General features: G+C 65.9%; 21 protein-coding genes. 17 read left to right on the top strand and 4 right to left on the bottom strand.

Going from position 1 to position 19,174, the window contains the following annotated elements; translation table 11 throughout:
- Window positions 1–22 precede the first annotated feature (22 nt).
- Both WC493_RS01675 and WC493_RS01670 read right to left on the bottom strand, forming a co-directional pair.
- Complete coding sequence (locus WC493_RS01675; protein ID WP_373061849.1) at window positions 23–1,153, bottom strand: type III PLP-dependent enzyme; 1,131 nt, start codon at window positions 1,151–1,153, stop codon at window positions 23–25.
- Window positions 1,154–1,595: 442 nt separating this feature from the next.
- Entirely contained in the window at window positions 1,596–2,255 is a 660-nt protein-coding gene (locus tag WC493_RS01670) for a hypothetical protein (protein WP_373061847.1), read from the bottom strand.
- Window positions 2,256–2,288: 33 nt separating this feature from the next.
- Between WC493_RS01670 and WC493_RS01665 the strand changes: the two genes are divergently transcribed.
- A complete protein-coding gene (locus WC493_RS01665; RefSeq protein ID WP_373061845.1) occupies window positions 2,289–4,352 on the top strand; it encodes a protein-disulfide reductase DsbD family protein in 2,064 nt (687 codons plus the stop codon).
- On the opposite strand, the gene WC493_RS01660 is transcribed toward WC493_RS01665, so the two are convergent.
- The gene (locus WC493_RS01660; RefSeq protein WP_373061843.1) at window positions 4,343–4,567 is read right to left on the bottom strand and encodes a DUF4169 family protein; all 225 of its coding nucleotides are present in this window, start codon (window positions 4,565–4,567) and stop codon (window positions 4,343–4,345) included. The genes WC493_RS01665 and WC493_RS01660 overlap by 10 nt on opposite strands.
- 132 nt (window positions 4,568–4,699) lie before the next feature.
- Here WC493_RS01660 and WC493_RS01655 point away from each other — a divergent pair, with 132 nt between their 5' ends.
- The 4 genes from WC493_RS01655 (at window position 4,700) to WC493_RS01640 (ending at window position 7,888) form a co-directional block, all read left to right on the top strand.
- The gene (locus WC493_RS01655; RefSeq protein ID WP_373061841.1) at window positions 4,700–5,956 is read left to right on the top strand and encodes a tyrosine-type recombinase/integrase; all 1,257 of its coding nucleotides are present in this window, start codon (window positions 4,700–4,702) and stop codon (window positions 5,954–5,956) included.
- A gap of 233 nt (window positions 5,957–6,189) precedes the next feature.
- Complete coding sequence (locus WC493_RS01650; protein ID WP_373061839.1) at window positions 6,190–6,936, top strand: hypothetical protein; 747 nt, start codon at window positions 6,190–6,192, stop codon at window positions 6,934–6,936.
- Complete coding sequence (locus WC493_RS01645; RefSeq protein WP_373061837.1) at window positions 6,936–7,457, top strand: hypothetical protein; 522 nt, start codon at window positions 6,936–6,938, stop codon at window positions 7,455–7,457. The genes WC493_RS01650 and WC493_RS01645 overlap by 1 nt, the downstream gene beginning before the upstream one ends.
- Before the next feature lie 59 nt (window positions 7,458–7,516).
- On the top strand, window positions 7,517–7,888 hold the full coding sequence (locus tag WC493_RS01640; protein WP_373061835.1) for a hypothetical protein: 372 nt from the start codon (window positions 7,517–7,519) through the stop codon (window positions 7,886–7,888).
- Here WC493_RS01640 and WC493_RS01635 read toward each other — a convergent pair.
- The gene (locus WC493_RS01635) at window positions 7,870–8,118 is read right to left on the bottom strand and encodes a helix-turn-helix domain-containing protein (protein ID WP_373061905.1); all 249 of its coding nucleotides are present in this window, start codon (window positions 8,116–8,118) and stop codon (window positions 7,870–7,872) included. The genes WC493_RS01640 and WC493_RS01635 overlap by 19 nt on opposite strands.
- A gap of 281 nt (window positions 8,119–8,399) precedes the next feature.
- On the opposite strand from WC493_RS01635, the gene WC493_RS01630 reads away from it, so the two are divergent.
- From WC493_RS01630 to WC493_RS01575, 12 genes are all read left to right on the top strand, one after another.
- Complete coding sequence (locus WC493_RS01630) at window positions 8,400–8,618, top strand: hypothetical protein (RefSeq protein ID WP_373061833.1); 219 nt, start codon at window positions 8,400–8,402, stop codon at window positions 8,616–8,618.
- Between the two features lie 2 nt (window positions 8,619–8,620).
- The gene (locus WC493_RS01625) at window positions 8,621–9,100 is read left to right on the top strand and encodes a hypothetical protein (protein ID WP_373061831.1); all 480 of its coding nucleotides are present in this window, start codon (window positions 8,621–8,623) and stop codon (window positions 9,098–9,100) included.
- A 166-nt stretch (window positions 9,101–9,266) separates the two neighbouring features.
- A complete protein-coding gene (locus tag WC493_RS01620) occupies window positions 9,267–9,995 on the top strand; it encodes a hypothetical protein (RefSeq protein WP_373061829.1) in 729 nt (242 codons plus the stop codon).
- Window positions 9,992–10,291: a hypothetical protein gene (locus WC493_RS01615; RefSeq protein ID WP_373061827.1), complete on the top strand. Its 300-nt coding sequence runs from the start codon at window positions 9,992–9,994 to the stop codon at window positions 10,289–10,291. Before WC493_RS01620 ends, WC493_RS01615 begins: the two co-directional genes overlap by 4 nt.
- Window positions 10,292–10,293: 2 nt before the next feature.
- A complete protein-coding gene (locus WC493_RS01610) occupies window positions 10,294–10,581 on the top strand; it encodes a hypothetical protein (protein WP_373061825.1) in 288 nt (95 codons plus the stop codon).
- The gene (locus tag WC493_RS01605) at window positions 10,571–12,397 is read left to right on the top strand and encodes a DUF927 domain-containing protein (RefSeq protein ID WP_373061823.1); all 1,827 of its coding nucleotides are present in this window, start codon (window positions 10,571–10,573) and stop codon (window positions 12,395–12,397) included. Before WC493_RS01610 ends, WC493_RS01605 begins: the two co-directional genes overlap by 11 nt.
- A gap of 430 nt (window positions 12,398–12,827) precedes the next feature.
- Window positions 12,828–14,033 (top strand): phage portal protein, encoded by a 1,206-nt coding sequence (locus WC493_RS01600; protein ID WP_373061821.1) that lies wholly within the window; start codon window positions 12,828–12,830, stop codon window positions 14,031–14,033.
- A complete protein-coding gene (locus WC493_RS01595) occupies window positions 14,030–15,643 on the top strand; it encodes a phage major capsid protein (RefSeq protein ID WP_373061819.1) in 1,614 nt (537 codons plus the stop codon). Before WC493_RS01600 ends, WC493_RS01595 begins: the two co-directional genes overlap by 4 nt.
- A 10-nt stretch (window positions 15,644–15,653) precedes the next feature.
- Entirely contained in the window at window positions 15,654–16,040 is a 387-nt protein-coding gene (locus tag WC493_RS01590; protein ID WP_373061817.1) for a hypothetical protein, read from the top strand.
- Window positions 16,041–16,496: 456 nt separating this feature from the next.
- Window positions 16,497–17,072, top strand: coding sequence for a head-tail connector protein (locus WC493_RS01585; RefSeq protein ID WP_373061815.1), 576 nt, complete (start codon window positions 16,497–16,499; stop codon window positions 17,070–17,072).
- A 2-nt stretch (window positions 17,073–17,074) separates the two neighbouring features.
- Complete coding sequence (locus tag WC493_RS01580; RefSeq protein ID WP_373061813.1) at window positions 17,075–17,545, top strand: P27 family phage terminase small subunit; 471 nt, start codon at window positions 17,075–17,077, stop codon at window positions 17,543–17,545.
- Window positions 17,514–19,115 (top strand): terminase large subunit, encoded by a 1,602-nt coding sequence (locus WC493_RS01575; RefSeq protein WP_373061811.1) that lies wholly within the window; start codon window positions 17,514–17,516, stop codon window positions 19,113–19,115. The genes WC493_RS01580 and WC493_RS01575 overlap by 32 nt, the downstream gene beginning before the upstream one ends.
- Window positions 19,116–19,174: the final 59 nt, after the last annotated feature.

The following is a 19,174-nucleotide window of genomic DNA, read 5'->3' as shown; positions in this document are numbered from 1 at the left end:
CTGTTCCTTCGCCAGACGGGGGTCAGATGCAGATGGTGTTCAGCGGCGCGAAGCCGTTGAAGTTCACCGATGAATAGGAGGTCGTGTAGGCGCCGGTCGCCAGGATCTCGATCTTGTCGCCGATCTGGAGGTCGACGGGCAGTTCGTAGCTCGCCTTCTCGTAGAGGATGTCCGCCGAATCGCAGGTCGGGCCGGCCAGGATCACCGGGCCCGTTTCCTTGCCGTCGTGCGGAGTGACGACGCGATATTTGATCGCCTCGTCCATGGTCTCGGCGAGACCCGAGAATTTGCCGACGTCGAGGTAGATCCAGCGCTTGTCCTCGGCAGTGTCCTTCTTCGAGATCAGCACGACTTCGGTCTGCAGCACGCCGGCATCGCCTGCCATGCTGCGGCCCGGCTCGATGATGATGTCGGGGATCGCATTGCCGAAATGGCCGTAGATCGCCGCCATCACCGCTTCGGCATAGGCTTCCAGCGGGGGGATGTCCGAACGGTACTTGGCCGGGAAGCCGCCGCCCAGGTTGATCATGCGCAGCTCGACATCGCGCTCGCGCAGGATCGAGAACAGGCGGGCGACGCCGCCCACCGCCTTGTCCCACTGGCCGAGGTCGGTCTGCTGCGAGCCGACGTGGAAGGAGATGCCATAGGGGTCGAGGCCCAGGCTGCGGGCGCGCACCATCAGGTCCGCCGCCATTTCGGGGGCGCAACCGAACTTGCGCGACAGCGGCCATTCGGCACCGTCGCATTCGACCAGCACGCGGCAGAACACGCGCGAGCCGGGGGCCGAACGGGCGATCTTCTCGAGCTCGGCGTCAGAGTCGAAGGCGAACAGGCGCACACCCAGGGCATAGGCGGTCGCGATGTCGGTTTCCTTCTTGATCGTGTTGCCGAAGGAAACGTTCTCAGGGTTCGCCCCCTGCGACAGCACGAGCTCGATTTCACCGCGCGAGGCGGTGTCGAAGGACGAGCCCAGCGCATTCAGCCGCGCCACCACTTCCGGCATCGGATTGGCCTTCACGGCGTAGAAGATCTTCGCCGCGGGCAGCAGGTGGTTGAGCTTGCGATAGTTGTCCTCGATCACGTCGAGATCGACCACCAGGCAGGGGGTGGCGGGTCGGCGCTCGTCGAGGAAGCGGCGGATCTTCTCGGTCATTGGCGTAGTCCCAAGCGTGCCGCAGCAGATGCGGCCCAAAGCAATAACGGCGATGTGAGGTTTTGGATGCGAGGTCGGCCCGTCGGGGCCGGGCGCCGGAAGTCAGTCCGGCGCCCGCATACTCGAGCGCAGGGGACTATCGCTGCCGACGGCGGCGAACACCTGCCGGCCCCCCATGTACTGGGTGGCGGCTTCGTCTCGGGTGTGGCAGTGGGCAGTGCCAGCCTTCCGGCCTTCACGGTCCAACATCGTGGTTCCCTCTCGGGTTTCGGGGCGAACCCCGGAAATTCCAAAAAGGACGCCTAACGTCGTTGCTGTACCACCGTGGGCCAAGGGCACGTGCGGGTGCGTCTGGAGCGGAGATATAGGCGAATATCCTGGGGGTGCAAGTGGAAATTTGTGACGATTCCGGACCGGATTCCCTGGATGTGACCGAAATCACTCAATCGAGCCGAAGAGGCGCCCAGACCAGGCAGAAATAATCGGCCCGCAAGAACCCGCTACCGCGCCGCATCAAGAGCGAAGAGCCGTTCCGGGACCAGCGGAAAGTCAATCGCTCGCCCGACTCGGCATCGCGCCAGGCGAGTTCGATTCGGGGGCTGCCCAGCGACTTCTCGCAGCATTCGTGGGCGCCGCAATCGGCGACGCAGCAACCCCAGGGCTTGGCCGGATCGGCCAGGCAGGCGTGCAGGGCAGGGGGGAAGGCGACCGTGGCGGTCGGATGGCCCAGGCTGCGGGCCTTGCCGCCGGGCTCCAAGGCGACCAGCGTGGCGGCCTCGAAGCCCGCCTTGGCGGCGAGGTCGGCGGCGGCGAGCGGCAGGGTCTCGGCCAGATGGCGAAGGTCGGCATCGCCCAGCGGCCAGCTCATCAGGAAGCCGCGCGGCGGTTCGCCCAATAAGGCGTGGGAGAAATAGCGGGGGCCGGTCTCGACCGCGGCGTCACCGCAGGCGATCACGCCCCTGGTGCCGCAATCGGGGCAGACGGTGAGGATCGCCGCGCGCAGATCGGCGGTCAGGTGTAACCTTTCCGCCGCCCGTGCCGAAGGGATCAGGGTGCAGACCAGGACCAGAAAAAAATGCAGAGCGGCAAGGCGGCGCATCATCACACGGCCTCATTCCTGCGTATAAGAGGCAGCATGACACGCCGAGATTCCCGCTTCAATTTCGCCTTCCTGCTGTTCGCCCTGGTCGCGGCGCTGCTGATGCCGCTTGCCGCGCGGGCCGGGGTGAAGACCGAGAATGCGGAAGTCGAGCTGGTGGCCGACCATGCCGCGGTGCCGGGCCAGAGCCTGACGGTGGCGCTTCGCTTGGTCGCGCGGCCGGGCTGGCATACCTATTGGCTGAACCCCGGCGACACCGGCCTCGCCACCACGATCGCCTGGAGTCTGCCCGAAGGGGTCACCGCAGGGCCGATCCAATGGCCCTTCCCGGAGGCGATCCCGGTCGGCCCCCTGGTCAATTACGGCTATGAGGGCGAGACCTGGCTGCTGACCGAGGTCACCGTCCCGACCGGCTTCCAGGGCCCTGTGCTGAGCCTCAAGGCGCGGGCCGATTGGCTGATCTGCGAGACGATCTGCGTGCCCGAGGGGGCGGATCTCAGCCTCGACGTGCCGGTCGCGGCCGGTGCAGCGGAACCCAACGCCGGCCGGGCGCTGGGTTTCGAGCGGGCGCGCGACCGCCTGCCGTTGCCCCTGCCGGCCTCCGCCGTCGCCATCCGCCACGGTGCGGCGCTGCGCCTGACTCTGCCGGCGGAGGTCCAGGCCAAGAGCGCGCATTTCTTCCCCGAGGACGACGCGGTGGCCGCGGCCACGCCGCAGAATTTCACGGGCGACAGCCTCGAATTCGCCCTCGACTCCACCTACAAGGGCAGTGCCCTGAAGGGCATCGTGGTGGTCGCCAACGACGGCTGGCGCCGGGCCTATGTCGTCGACGCGGCCCTGCCGCCGGCCCCCGCCGCCGCATCGCCACCCGCCGCCGCGGTTACGGCGCCCGCGCCCGCGCCGGACCTCGGCCTCTGGCTGGCACTCGGCTTCGCCTTCCTGGGCGGGCTGATCCTCAACCTGATGCCCTGCGTGCTGCCGGTGCTCTCGATCAAGCTGCTCTCCCTCGCGCGCTCGGGCGAGGCGGGCCATGCTCAGCGCCACGGCATCGCCTATACACTCGGCGTCCTCGTCTGCTTCTCGGTGCTGGCGGGCGTGCTGATCGCGCTCCGCGCCGGGGGCGAGGCGATCGGCTGGGGTTTCCAGCTTCAGTCGCCGCTGATCGTCGGCCTGCTCGCCTACCTTTTCTTCGCCCTCGGGCTCTGGTTGCTCGACGTCATTTCGACCGGCAGCGGGCTCATGGGGCTCGGGGACGGGCTGGCGCGGCGGGGCGGCGTGCTCGGCTCCTTCTCGACGGGCTTGCTGGCCGCCGTGGTGGCGACGCCCTGTTCGGCGCCCTTCATGGGGGCGGCCCTCGGCTTCGCCCTGACACGGCCCATCGTTGAAGCCTATGCGATCTTCCTCTTCCTCGGACTCGGCCTGTCGTCGCCCTTCCTGGCGGTCGCCCTGGTGCCGGCGCTGGGCCGGCGCCTGCCCAAACCCGGGGCCTGGATGGTGCGGCTGAAGCGGCTGTTGGCCTTTCCCATGTTCGCCTCCTGCGTCTGGCTGGTCTGGGTGCTCGCCGTGCAGGCCGGGCCGATGGCGGTGGCCGCGGCCGGCGGCGGCATCCTGCTGATCGCCTTCGCCGCCTTCCTGGTCCGGGAATTCGCCGGGGGCGGGGCGCGCATGGCCGCTTTCGCTGCCGTGCTGGTCGCCCTCGGCCTCGCCGGAATGCCGGTCGGCGGGCTCGGCACCAGCGAACAGGGGTTGGCCGCGGCGGCCGGGGCCGAAGCCTATTCGCCCGCCCGCCTGGCCGAGCTGCGCGCCGCGGGCAAGCCGGTCTTCGTCAATCTGACCGCCGCCTGGTGCATCACCTGCCTCGTGAACGAGAAGGTGGCGTTGGAGCGGCCGGCGGTGAAAAAGGCGATGGAAGAGACCGGCACGGTCTACATGGTCGGCGACTGGACCAACCGCGATCCCGAAATCTCCCGCCTGTTGACGGAAAACGGGCGCTCCGGCGTGCCGCTCTACCTGCTGTTTCCGGCCGGCAGCGGCGCGCCCCGCGTGCTGCCCCAGTTGCTGACCGAAGGACTGGTCGCCGAGGCGATTGGTCACCCCTGATCGTCGTCGCGGTCGAGGCGGTGGCCGTCGAGTCGGCGGGTTTCGAGTTCCTTCTCGGCGGCGTCGCGTTTGCGCTCGGCCCCAGGGCGGCCGAAGCGGACGCGGTTCTCGGCCGCCTGGACTTCGGCCTCGCGCCGCTTCTTCGCCTTGCGGGCCTGGCGCAGATTGACGATTTCCGCTGACCCACCTTTGGTTGTGTCGCCTATTTTTGCCATTCTGTGATTTTCCATGCAATTTCAATATGTTAAAGGGTCTGCTTCGTTTACATGCGTTCCCTTCCCGTTCTATCCTTTGCGCCGCCGTGGGTGCTGGGTGGGTGCTGGGATTGCTCGGGAGGTTACGCCGGGATGCGCGAAAAGATCACCAAGACGCTGGTCGAAAGTATCGAGCCGCAGGCGGTCGATGTCTTCGTTTTCGACACCAAGCTGGCGGGCTTCACACTGAAGGTGACGCCGAGGGGATGCCGCGTCTACCAGCTGCGCTACCGCATGGGCGGCGGACGGTCGGCGACCAAGAAGACCTTCACCATCGGCCGGCACGGGCAGCCCTGGACGGCGGAGCAGGCGCGGAAAGAGGCCGAGGTAATCCTTGCCGGTGTCCGGCGGGGAGTCGACCCGGCCACCGAAAAGCAGGCTGTCGTGGCGCAGCGCTTCACCCTCGACCAGTTGGCCGATCGCTTCATGGCCGAGCATGTCGAGGTCAAGACCAAGCCGAGCACGACCAAAGCCTATCGATATGTCGTCGACACTGTCGTTCGCCCGCAGTTGGGGCAGCGGAATGTGGCAGCACTCACCCGGAGCGATATCGCCGGCTTCCACCACGGCCTCAAGGACACGCCCTATCAGGCGAACCACGCCCTGGCGATTCTGTCGAAGATGCTGAACCTGGCAGAGGTATGGGGGTACAGGCCCGACGGTTCCAATCCATGTCGTCATATCGAGCGTTATCGCACCAGGCACCGGGAACGCTTCCTCGCGACCGAGGAGGTCAAGCGGCTCGGTGAAGTCCTGGGGCGCTTCGAACGGGACGAGGGTGCGCCCGATGTCGTCATCTTGGGTATTCAATTGCTGCTGTTGACGGGGTGCCGGGTAGGCGAGCTGCTGAAACTGCAATGGGACGATATTGACTTCGAGGCCGGCACCTTCCATTTCGCCGACAGCAAGACCGGCGCGAAAACGGTGACCGTGGGGTCGGTCACCATTGCCCTGCTGGCCGACAGGCCGCGCCAGGGTTCGGCCTGGGTCCTGGCAGGCTATGTGAACCCCAGGAAGCCATTGCCCTATTCGACGCTGAAAGCCTGGTGGCACAAATTCCGGGAAGCGGCCGACATCGCCGATGTCCGCATCCATGACGCGCGCCACACGGTCGGCACCTATGCGGGCCAGGCCGGCGCCAATGCTTTCCTGATCCGCGACAAGCTGAGCCACAAGACCGTGGCCATGACCGGCCGCTATGTGAACCCCGATCACGGCCCCCTGCGGCAACTGTCCGACCAGGTGGAGGGCAGGGTTTCCGCGGCGCTCCAGGCCGGCGCCACGGGCCGAGAGGGGGATGTGGAGCCCCTGTCGAAGGCCCCGAAACCAGCAAACCGCCGCAGGACATGACCAATTTCGGTTGGGACAGGTTGGGACAGTTGGTACAGCGCTGAATTCAAAGGGAAATTCGCTGTCCCAACCTGCGCTGAGAGGTTGGGACAAGTTGGGACGTGAATTGAACGGTTCTAAACTGCTGCCCGGCGAGGCGAACGGCGTTCGCGTGTCGGGCGTGCGGCTTCGGCGGGTGGTGGTGCTGGACGTCGCCACCTGCTGCGGATAATCATCAGCATCAGGAGGCCACTGTGGACGACCTGCGGTTCAAGATCGACGCCTGGCGCCCGGACACGATCCCCATGGCGCGTCTGGCAGAATACATGGCGGAGCTGGCGGCCCTTCTCGGCAACGAGAAGGCAGTTCATTTCGTTCGTCTCGATCAAGGCAGCGTGCAATTGGTCCACAGGGTCGATGTCGAGGATCAGCCGAAGGTCGAAGCCCGCCTTGAGGCCATGCGCCTGGGGGAGGGGCCGAGCGACGCGACAAGGGCCTTCCGCCGGATCGATGGCATGTTGGCTGACGACAATGCCACCGGCACACTGGCCTATGACCAGGACGCCGTGGTGATCGAGTTTCCCGGCAAGAACCGCCCCAAACCGATCGACTATGGCAGCGTCACCCAGGCCAGCAGCGTCGACGGGGTGCCGATCAAGGTCGGTGGCCGCAAAGACAGTGTAGCGGTCCACCTTCAGGCGCCGGGATTGGCCGGGCGCGAATATCACTGCAAGGCCAGTCGCAGCATGGCACGGGCGATTGCTGCACATCTCTTCGAGGCGACAATCAGGGTGCGCGGCCCCGCGACCTGGCACCGCGAGGGCGACGGCACATGGACCCTCAAGGAATTGACCATCAAGGATTTCGAGGTTCTGGACGGCACGCCGATGGCTGACGTCGTCGAGCAGCTGCGAGCCGTGACAGGGAACGGATGGCGCAAAGTGGCCGATCCGCTCGCCACTCTCGCCGCGATCCGGGGCGACGAGGACAGCGCCCACTGATGGTCATCTTCGACGCCAACTTTCTGCTGCTGTTGCTCGATCCCGCGGTGGCGGTGCCGAGCGACCCTGCGACTGGCGCCCCGCTGACTCATCACAAGGCGCGTGTCGATCACCTGATCGCCACACTGGCGAAACAGGGCGAAGCCATCGGCATTCCGATGCCGGCTGTCGCCGAAGTCCTGGTGCACGCAGGGTCTGCGGGTCCAGCCTATCTCGCCATCATCGGCAAGAGCAGTCGATTCGAGTTGCTGCCCTTCGACCTGCGGGCGGCCGTCGAAGTCGCTGCCATGACCAAGGCGGCGATCGACGCCGGCGACAAGAGGACCGGCAGCGCCGCACCCTGGCAGAAGGTCAAGGTCGACCGCCAGATTGTCGCCATCGGACGGGTGGCCGGCGCAACAGCGATCTATTCGGATGACGGCAATCTCGCAACGCTGGCGCGTGGTGCGGGGCTGGCAGTGGTGGCCAGTCACGCCTTGCCGCTGCCGCCCGAGGCAGCACAAGGTCGGCTCGATTTGTAGCAAGACAGTGACGCCGATAGAGATCGACGAAATGCTGAAGAGGGAAGCGAGGCGAGGTGATGGCGACTGCAATGCCTTCGGGCTGGACGTCACACGTGCAGACACTTTTGGATCTCCGCAGTTCGGTCGAACTGCTCGCCGACGGTTCCAAGTCGTTCAATCAAAAAATGCAGACCATCACCCTCATGCTGGTGCGATGGCGGGCGAGCGATGTTCCTCTTGCCTTGAGACCTAAAATCGAGCGTGTGCATGAAGCCCGTCGCCAGGCAATGGAGCAGCTTCGCCACGCCGAAATCTGGCATTTCGACGACATCCGGGGAAAGGCGCGGAAGCAACTGATCGCTGACATCATCGATCTATATTCGGCGTGCCTATTGGATGTCCACAAGTTGGGGCCAGAATATGCCTTCCTCTACCCCTCCGAAGAATAGCCCGTCGTCTTCCGAAGCCGGACCCCGGCCCCGCCGCCGTTTTCGGCGATGAACTCGACGCCGGCCGTCTCGAGGGCGGTGCAGATGGCCGCGAGCGCATGACCTGATGCTGTCGCATCTGTTTCGATCCTGGTCACCGTGTTCCGGTGAACCCCTGATTTCTCGGCTAGGTCGCGGACCGTCCAATTGAGCAGCCCCCGCGCCGCACGCACTTGTGCGCTTGTCACCATGAAAAAGCCTTGTATAGTGCGTTTGTCACCTTCATGGTGCATATAGCACATTTAAGGAGGCTTTTCATGCCGAAACATCCGAATTCGGCTGCTGGCGGAGCTTTCCCCACAGCAGACACGAAAACGCGCAAAAGCAGGAAAGGGAAGAGACCGGAGCCGACCCAGGGACCACCCGCACCCGATCCGCAAATCGTGGCTCTCGTCCAGGCCTTGGCCAAACAGGCGGCCAGGGAAGATCACCAGCTCGAGGTCGAAGCTCGCCGGTCACGGGAGGCCAAGCCATGAAGGCCGTATCCTGGAGCACGGTCATGGAAGCCCTCGACCGGCTGTCGGCCGTCAGAGACCTGGTGATCTTGATGGGCGACGGCGCTTCCGGCGCCGATCCGCGTACCCGAAGGGCGGTCGCCCGCGGCGGCGAGTATGTCGAGAACCTTCTGGACGAGATCGAGGCTCTCTTGAAGAGCGAACACGAGCCGGTGCCGGCCGAGGGGGAGGGCTGACCTTGGCAAAGAACCCGATGCTGATCCCGCGGAAGCGCCGCGGGCCGGATATGTCGGCCCCGCCCCGCTGGGCGAAGGCAGATCGTGCGACGGCGCAGGCCACGGTGATCCGGCCGAAGATCTGCCGGCGGCACAATTGGACGGCCAGCGATGCCGAGGAAATCCTGGCCCGGCTGATCGAGCGTGCCGACGTCATCGGCGAGGTCGAGGGCGATGTGACGGCCGAGGTGTCCTGGGCGCTGCCCGGCACCTGGCTGCTGGTCGTGGCCGACCGCGAGACGATGGCGTGGTTGGCGGAATTCGGCCCGGCCGACGACATCGAAGATGGCGATCCGCCGGAAATCGACGACGTGGACGGCGGCGATGTGAACGATAGATGGCTTAACGCCCCAGGCACTTCCGAAGACGCCGAAGAAGATGACCCGCCGGAGGTAGACGACGAGGACATGGGTTGCAACGAGGAGGAGCCGAACTTCTCCTGACGCATGGGCTGGTGGTTGTAGCGGAGTGGCCCGGGCCGGCAAACCTTGAGAAGGCATTGTGTCGCACTGTCGTCTGAGGTGGAACGCCGCCATATTTCCACGGCATCTTATTGACTGAAATTAAGATGTCTGCCTATCTTAATTTTATAAATGAAGATAGGCAGACATGAGAATCATTGCTGACCTGCCGGAACTCAAGAGGGCCGATGTCAATCGATGCTGGCTTCCGCCGGTAGAGCTTTGCCAACTGGCCGGGCTGGATGACGCCTCGGCACAAGAGGTTAGGAATCTGCTCAGCAATGCGTCGCTGGCCGGGCTCATTCCCTTCGAGCGGGCAGGGCGAGCTAAGACATCGCCCAAGCTCTATTCGGCCACCGGCGCGGCAATGTTGCGGACCGTCTGGGAAATGACACGTTCCGGCCGGTCCTATGAATTCGTCGCCCCGGTGGCGCATGTGATCGGCGAGATGATGGGCGCGCTGGTCGAGAATCTGCCGCGCATCGACGACCTGGACCGAGCGGACGGCTTGAGTCACCTAGTCATCTATGCCTGCGACGGCAATGGTCAGATCGTGGACGTTCGGCAGGTGACCGATCGGTCGTTGGCTCCCCGGTCTTTGCTCGGAGACCATGGTGGATTCGATGTCGGCGTGGTCTTCGCGGGCGAGATCGTCTGGAATGTCCTGCGTCACTATCCCGACTTCTGGCGCCGTGATCTCGCTCAGCGTACGGCGGCGCGGCGGCGATCGCTCTATCGCGGCGCCGACCCTGATGGAAATCCTCTCGATCCCGATCACCCGTTCAATAGGGATCGACCGGCCGTGGATCGTGCCCGGCGACTGTTGGAAATCGAGGAATTCATCGAAGCCCTTATGGAACGAGAGGTGAGCGAATGACCACCACCGAATTGAGCGCTGAAGAGATCGAGAGCCGCCTTCGCCTGATCGGCCGCAAAGCCAATCTCAACACGGCCGAGGCTTCGTTCTACCTTCTGCACTGCCATGGGCTCACCCAGTCGCCCGCGACCTTGAACCGCAAGCGGTCGGTCGGCGGCGGGCCGCCGTTTCGTCCGGCGCCGGGGACTAAGAGCCCACTCTATCCGAAGGACCTGCTCGACACCTGGGCGGCCGAAGTCTTGGGGGCGCCGGTATCGAGCACCAGTGAGGTACCACGGCGCGGGCATCGGGGGTGACAATGGCCAGCCAGATGGAGCTTTCCGTGCGGGCGCTGGGGCATCGTGATGGCCGCTATCTGCTGTTGTCGGGCGCCGGCGAGATGCGGCAGATGACGGCCGGCCGCATTTGCAGCGCATCCGGACTCCTGGATCTATTCGCCGGCCGAATCGGTGAACTGGAGACACGATTTCCCTCGTCACAAACGAAGGCGCCTTTCGATGCCATGGCGGCAGGCTCGCATCTGATACGGCAATGCGTCGAGCGCGGCCTGGTCGATATGCCGCGGAGAAGCCGACGTGGACGATAACTCTCGCGCCGATCGTGGATTATCGATTTGTGAACTTGTCCTTGGTTCACAGGATATGCTCGCTTCCGACCACCCCGACCAGGCGCCGCCATTTCGCCTTGGCGAGCGCGGGGTCGAACGGCGGATCGATCGGACCGACAAGGAAACCGGAGAGGTTACCACGGAATGGCGGTGGGTATGCTCTTACCTCGAAGTCCTGGCCGACACCCGCAGCGCCGAAGGCAGTGAGTGGGGACGCTACTTGGAGGTGAAGGATCGGGACGGCAAGGCGAAGAACTGGGCCATGCCCATGTCGATGCTGGCCGGCGACGGACTTGCTTACCGGGAGATCCTGCTCTCGCTCGGTCTGATCCTGGCGCCTGGGCCGCAGGCGCGCCATCACCTTCACGAATATATTTCGACCGCCAGGCCCGGGTTGAAATTACGTTGTGTCGGCCGTGTCGGGTGGCACGGTGATGCCTTTGTGATGCCAGACATTACGATTTCACCCTCAAAGGGCCGCGGCGAGGGGACGATCCTGCAAACGATCGGTGCGCCGGACCATGCGTTCCGCGTCAGCGGGACCTTGGCGGAATGGCAGCAGGCGGTGGCAAGGCCAGCCGCCGGCAATTCGCGCCTGGTATTGAGCCTGAGCGCGGCATTCGCTGCACCGCTCTTGTACCTTGTCGACGGCGAGAGCGGCGGTTTCCAATTGCGGGGTGGGTCTTCGATCGGCAAGACGACCGCACTGGTGGCGGCCGGTTCGGTGTGCGGCGGCGGCGGCATCAAGGGCTATGTCCGATCTTGGCGCATGACTGACAATGGTGCGGAATCGGTGGCGCTGGCCCATTGTGACTTGTTGCTGTGCCTCGACGAGCTTGCCGAAGTCTCCGCCCAGGCTGCCAGTGCCGCTGCCTACATGCTGGCCAATGGCCGCGGCAAGGTGCGTGCCAATAAGGGAGGGGAGGCGCGGCCGGCGGCCGAATGGCGCTGCATGTTCCTTTCCACCGGCGAAATCACTCTGGCCGACAAAATTGCGGAGGAAGGGCGCGGTAGAAGAACGACAGCCGGCCAGGAAGTTCGGGTGATCGACCTGCCGGCCGATGCCGGCGCCGGTCTCGGCTTGTTCGAGAATTTGCACGGCGCCGCCTCGGCCGATGCCTTCGCAAGGCAGTTGAAGGAGGCCGCCGGGCAATTTTATGGGACAGCCCTTCGTGCGTTCCTCGACCGTCTGGTGAAGGAGCGTGACTCGGTTGCGGTGGCGGCCCGGCACTACGCCCGGGAGTTTGTGGCCGAGCAATGCCCGCCAGACGCGGACGGACAGGTGAAGCGCGTGGCTACGCGCTTCGGATTGGTGGCCGCTGCCGGAGCGGTGGCGACCGCCTATGGCATTCTGCCCTGGGGGTCGGACGAGGCGGCGTGGGCGGCCGCGACTTGCTTTCGGGCCTGGCTGGACAATCGCGGCGGCACTGCATCCGGTGAGGAATGTGAAGCCCTGGCGGCCGTTCGGCGCTTCATCGAGCAGCATGGATCGAGCCGCTTCGAGGCGATTCGGCCGAACCAATTCGGTGAGGCGACGGCAGCCGACCGGACGGTGAACCGGGCCGGGTTCCGTGAGGAGGAGTTGGATCGCGGCACCAGTTTCTTCGTCCTGCCCGAGGTGTGGAAGCGGGAAGTCTGCGCCGGCCTTGACGCAACGGCCGTGGCCCGGGCGATTGCCAGAAGTGGTCATCTCAAGGTGCCGGAAGGCAGCAAGAGCCTCCAAATCAAGCGGCGCATCCCAGGGTACAGCAGCCCTGTTCGCTGCTACCACATCGCCAGCACGATCCTGGGCTAGTCATGCCGGATTTTCGACGTTTGGCGGTCGGGCTGGGCGTCGATATCACTACATTAGAATCGTTCAACCATGTCCCAACTTGTCCCAACCTCTCATCGCAGGTTGGGACAGAGAATTCCCCTTTAGATTCAAGGCTGTACCAACTGTCCCAACCTGTCCCAACCGAAAATGATGATGCCTGTGCGCGCAGCGGCGGCGAGGCGGGTTTCGAGGAGCGGGCAGCAATCATGGAGTACGAGGGCGGCGCGTGCCGGGTCGAAGCAGAACGGCTGGCTGCCTACGAAATACGCCGAGAAACCCGCAATAAATCACGCCAAAATACAAATAATACATAAAAATCAAATGATTATCTTGCCGCATCTCGGTCCGAGACGGTTGCGCGGCCGGCGCCTGTGATGGCGAAGTTCCTTCACCGATCGAGGGAACGACATTGTTCGACCGCCTGAAGACTTTCTTCCGACCCGATGAAACTCGCGCCCAAACAACGGCGCCCGCCGACGGCTGGGCGGTGTTCACGCCGCCCGCGACCGCGGCCGGCATCGCTGTCGGCCCCGAGACGGCCTTGCGGTCGCCGACCGCGCTGGCCTGCATTCGGGCCATCACCGAGACCGTGGGGGCACTTCCGATCCATGTCTTCCGCACGACCGAGGCGGGCCGGGAACGGGATGTCGGGCACCCGGCGGCGGCGATCCTGGCCGGAGACGCCAACCCCTGGACCGGATCGACCGAGCTGCGCACCGCCTTGCAGGTCGACGCGCTGCTGCACGGCCGGGCCTTTGCGCTGGTGATCCGGGCAGGTGGCAAAGTGCGGGAGATGCACCGCCTGGACCCGCGGTCGGTCGAGGTGAGCTTCGACCCTGACACGCTGGAGCCCAGCTTCGCCGTCAGCCAGCAGGAAGGCGGGGTGCGGCGCTATGCCTGGCCCGATGTGTTCTTCCTGCAAACGCCGGGCGGCACCCTGGACCGGCCGATCAGCCTGACCCATCTGGCGCGGGAGGCAATCGGCTTGGACCTTGCCATGGCCGAGCATCAGGGACGGCTGTTCAGTGCCGGTGCGCGGCCGAGCGGCGTTCTGGAATATGGCAAGCCGTTGTCGCCCGAGACGGTGAAGCGGCTGCGCGCCAGCTTCGACGCGCAGCACGCCGGCGCCGGCAATGGCGGCAAGACCCTGATCCTGGAAGACGGCATGACCTTCCGGGCCATCCAGTTCACCTCGGTCGACCTGCAATTCCTCGAACTGCGCCGGTTCGCGGTGCAGGAGATCGCCCGAACCTATCGGGTGCCCGGCACACTGATCGGCGATCTGGAACGGGCCACCTGGAACAATGTCGAGGAGCTGTCGCGCCAGTTCCTGACCTTCACCCTGCTGCCCTGGCTGGATGCCTGGGAGGCGGCCTTGTCGCGCGTGTTGTTCACACCTAATGAACGCGGGCGGCTCTTTCTGGAATTCGTCACCGACGACCTGCTGCGGGGAGACATCGCGGCCCGCTTCGAAGCACTGGCCAAGGCGGTGGGCGCGCCCTGGATGACGCCGGACGAGGCCCGCGCCCTGGAAAACCGGCCGCCCATCGCCGGCGGCGACCAGTTGGTGCGGCAGGCCGGGCAGACCGGCGCCGCCGGGAAGGCCGCGCCATGACCGAGACCCGTGCCCTGGACCTTGTCGACGTCCGCTTCGAGGCGGGCGACGACACCGGCCTGATCGAGGGCTTCGCCGCCCGCTTCGACGAGGCGGACTCTTACGGCGACGTGATCGAGCGCGGCGCCTTCGCCGCATCACTGGCCGAACATCGGGCGGCGCAGACCATGCCCGTGATGCTATGGAGCCATGAGCCGGGGGACGTGATCGGCCGTTGGGAAGCGATCGAGGAGACGGGCGAAGGACTGAAGGTCCGCGGCCGGCTGAACCTGGATGTGCAGCGCGCCAGGGAAGCGCGGTCGCTGGTCCGGTCCGGTGCCGTGACCGGCCTTTCCATCGGCTTTCGGGTACGCCAGGCGGCGGCCGGGGCGAACGGCGTTCGCCTGGTCCGGGCGATCGAGCTGCACGAGGTATCCATCGTGTCACTGCCGGCTGCCAGGCGCGCCCGCGTGACCAGCATTCGCAGCGCCGCATCGGCGGTAGAACAGGAGGTCCGCATGGACACGAGCACCCCGGCGACGGCGCCGGACAACAAGCCGGCGTCCGGCACGGGGAGCGGTGACGGCGACGAGACGGCGTTGGCCGATCTGACCAAGCGGATCGCCTCGATCGAGGAAATTCTCGCGAGGAACGAGATCCGCGCCCAGCGGCCGGGTGCCACCGCCAAGGCCGCCACCGAGGGCCTGGAAACCCGCGCCTTCACCGGCTTCGTACGGCGCGGCCGCGAGGCCCTGGCCGCCGACGAGGTGCGGGCCCTGACCGTCGCCGACGACACGGCCGGCGGCTATCTGGCGCCGGCCGATTTCCAGACCGAGCTGTTGAAGAACCTGGTGCTGATCTCGCCGGTGCGCCAGGCAGCACGGGTGATGAACACGTCGTCCGGTTCGGTGATCCTGCCCAAGCGGACGGCGGCGCCGACCGCCGGCTGGGTGGGCGAGCTGGAAGACCGGCCCGAAGCGACGCCGGCCTATGGCCAGGTGGAAATCTATGTCCACGAGATGGCAGCCTATGTCGACGTTTCGGTGAAGCTGCTGGAAGACGCGGCGGTGAACATCGCCAGCGAATTGTCGGCCGACCTGGCCGAGGAATTCGCCCGCCTCGAAGGTGTCGCTTTCCTGGCTGGGGATGGCGTGAAGAAGCCGCGCGGCCTGATGGTTCATCCCGACGTGGCGAGCGTCGCCAACGGCAATGCCACCACCCTGCAAGGCGACGGCCTGGTCAGCCTGATGCACGCCCTGCCGGCCTTCTACCGGAACCGCGGGGCCTGGATGATGAATGCCGCGACCATCGGCGCCGTGCGCAAGCTGAAGAACGGCACGGGCGACTATCTGTGGCGCGACAGCCTGGCCGACGGCAATCCTCCGACCCTGATCGGCCGGCCGGTGATCGAGGCGCCGGACATGGACGACGTCGGCAGCGGCACCTATCCGGTCCTGTTCGGCGACGTGCAGAGCGCCTATCGGATCGTCGACCGGGTGGCCGTCTCGATCCTGCGCGACCCCTATTCGCAGGCGACCAAGGGCCTGGTCCGCTTCCATGCCCGGCGCCGCACCGGCGGCGACGTGGTGAAGGCCGAAGCGGTGAAGAAGCTGCATATGGCGGTGAGCTGAGGAGGCGACGATGCGTGATCTGGTTCATTCCCTCGGCCTGTTGCAGTCCGTCAAGCCGCAGGTGCTGGCCGCGACCGACGTCGGCGCGGCGATCGACCTGTTGGGCTTCAACTCGGCAACCGTCATCATCACCACCGGGGCCATTGTCGGGGCCTGCGACTACACGGCAAAGCTCCAGGAGAGTGACACCACCACGTCCAGCGACTTCACCGATGTGGTCGCCGCCGACCTGCTGGGCACGTTCCCGGCCTCGCTGGTGGCAGACAGCTTGGTGAAGGTCGGCTACGCCGGCAACAAGCGCTATGTCCGCACGGTGGTGACGAAGAACAGCGGGACTTCGATCGCAGCCGCAGCGCTGATCGTGAAGGGCCACGCCGATACTCGACCGGTGACTTGATGCCCTACGCCGCCCCGCGCATCTGCAAGTGTGGCCGTGCTGTGCCGGCTGGGTCGAACTGTCCGGCCTGCGCACTCGATCGACATGAAAAGGGCAAGGGGCGGCCCTCAGCTGCCGCACGCGGCTATGGCAAGACATGGGTGAAAGCCCGCGCCGAATTCCTGGCCGGGCATCCTCGCTGCACCTGCGGCGCCGCCGCCACCGTGGTGGATCACTCGGTTTCGCACAAAGGAGATCGGACCCTGTTCTGGGATCGCAGCCTGTGGCGTCCCATGTGTGCCCCCTGTCACAACCGGAAGACGGCCTCGACCGACGGCGGGTTCGGCAACCCGGTCCGACCCCAGGGGTAGGAGGCGAGCTTTTCCCGCAACGCCAGGGGACCGTGTCCGAAGACAGCTTTTAGAGAGACGCTGAAATGGGGTTTGGCCGAAACCCGCGGGAATTGGAGATGTCGAGATGGCCTTGCTGCGACTGACTGCACCGGCGGCGGATCTGCTCACGGTCGAGGATGCTAAGGCCCAGCTCAGGGTCGAGGTCGACGACGAAGATGCCCTGATCGGCAGCTATATCAAGGCCGCGACCGCGCGCTTGGACGGTCCGGCGGGCCTGCTCGGGCGAGCGCTGGTTACGCAACAGTGGCGCCTGACACTGCCTTCCTTCTTGCCCGCGATCCCGCTGCCCCTGCCGCCCTGCCAATTGGTCGAGACTGTCACCTACGAGGACGCCACGCGGACCATTCAAACGCTTGATTCGACCACCTACCGCGTGGACGGCGCTGGTGGAGACGATGCCGCGGTTCTGATACCGACCGATGGGACGCCCTGGCCGGCCGGCAGCAACGTCACGGTCGATTTCACGGCAGGTTACGGCGACACAGCCGAGGACGTGCCCGAAGGGCTTCGCCAGGCAGTGCGCCTTCTGGTCGGCCACTGGCACCGCGGCCGCGAGGCCGTCGTCATCGGTTCCATCGTCAATGATCTGCCCTTCGGCTTCGAGGACCTGATCCGCGATTACCGGCTGTGGAGCTTCTGACCATGAAAGGCCGCAAGGGGCACCTGGCACTTGTCACCGGGGATGCGTCGCCGTCGCGATGCCCCGGCCCGCCGTCCAATCTGAATGACCATGCCAAGCGGGAATGGAAGAGGGTTGCCGTCATCCTCCACCGTCGCCGCCTGTTGGGGGTCGACATGCTGGCAACCCTCGAAGCCTATTGCATCGCGGTTGGCATGGTCCGGACCTGCCAGGACAAGCTGGCGGCGGAAGGCGACTTCATCGCCTGCGGCCCGAGCGGCAAGACCGCTCCCCTGTTCTCGGCGGCTGGTGTCGATCTCGGCACCGGCGGCACGCCGGAGATCAAGGAGCACCCCGCGAACCGGCTGATGCTGGCGGCCATGCGCGAAGCCCGGCTTCTCGCGGCCGAACTCGCCCTGACACCGCACCGCCGGGGCAAGAAGGGCGCCGAAGATGACAACGATGAAGACGACCTGTCCGACCTGGGTCTTTGACGATTCGCCGATTGCCGACCCGCTGGGGTATGGCGACCGCGCCGTGCGCTTCCTGCACGCCCTGCGGCATCCCAAGAGCCGGAAGGAAGGCCAGGGCTTCGAGCTGGTGCCCTGGCAGGAACGGATTGTCCGCCGCATCTATGGTCCTTGCGACGAAGACGGCCGGCGCCAGGTGCGCACGGTCTTCATGCTGCTGCCGCGGGGCAATCGCAAGACGGCGCTGGGGGCCGGCCTTGCCCTGCTCCACACCTTCGGCCCGGAACGAATGCCGGGCGGCCAGGCGATCACCGCCGCCGCCGATCACAAGCAATCGCGGATCGCCTTCGACGAGGCGGTATCCATCGTTCGGGCCGACAAGCGGATCGCCAGGGCGACGACGGTGGTCGATCACAAGACCCGCATCACCCACCCGAAATCGGGCGCCTTCCTCGAGGCAATCGCCGCCGACGCCGGCACCCAGCACGGCCGCACGCCGACCTTCGTCCTGGCCGACGAGCTGCACGCCTGGCGCAAGCGCGACCTGTGGGACGTGCTGCGCACCGGCCTGGTGAAGGTTCCCGGATCGCTGTTCGTCGTCATCACCACGGCTGGCCGCGGCCAGGAGAACATCGCCTGGGACATCTACAGCTATGCTCGCAAGGTCGCCCTGGGCGAGGTGATCGATCCCGGCTTCCTGCCGATCCTGTTCGAGACCCCGCGCGACGCCGACTGGCGCGACGAGACCGTGTGGACCGCTGCCAACCCCGGCCTGCCCTACGGCTTCCCGGACATCGCCGGCCTGCGGCAACTGGCGCGGGAAGCCGAAGCAAGGCCAGCCGACCGGGAAGCCTTCCGCAACCTTCATCTGAACATCTGGCTGGACCAGAGCGCCGATCCCTTCGTCGACATGGATGTCTACGACCAGGGTGCCGCGCCGGTGGACCTGGATGCCCTCGAAGGAGCGCCTTGCTGGCTGGCCGTCGACCTGTCGTCTAACGTCGACCTGACGGTCGTCGTCGCCTGCTGGCGGACCGACGACGATGGCTTCGTGGCTTGGCCCTGGTTCTTCTGCCCGGCCGACAATCTGCGCAAACGGGCCGAGAAAGACGGCGTGCCCTATCCCCTGTGGGCGGACGAAGGCTTCATCGCACCGACACCGGGCAATGTCGTCGACTACCGCTTCGTCGAGGACACGATCCGCGACCTGTGCGACCGCTTCGACGTCCGCGAGATCGCCTTCGATCCGCACCTGGCGCAGCAGATCATGAACAACTTGGCCGACGAGGGCTTGCCGGTTGTGGCGATGCGCCAGGGCTGGGTGACGATGGCGCCGGCCGTGAAGGAGCTGGAACGCGCCATCGTCGGCCGCCAGTTCCAGCATGGCGGCCATCCGGTGCTGCGCTGGAACTTCGACAATGTGGCGGTCGAGACCGACCGGGCCGGCAACCGCATGTTCACCAAGGGCAAGAGCCGCGACCGGATCGACGGCGCTGTAGCAGCAGCAATGGCTGTCGCCCGCGCCGCGGCGGCCGGTTCGATTCGCTCGATCTACGAGACCGAGGACAGGCCCGAAGGCTTCGTCTTCCTGTAATCCCCGGCCGGCGGGGTCTCGCAAGAGAGGAGGCCGGAGGCGTGTCAGTCGCGGGTGGC

Source organism: Zavarzinia sp. (assembly GCF_041650655.1).
GTDB lineage: Bacteria > Pseudomonadota > Alphaproteobacteria > Zavarziniales > Zavarziniaceae > Zavarzinia.
The sequence above is the reverse complement of the archived record's forward strand: the minus strand, read 5'-3'. Positions and strand labels throughout refer to the sequence as shown.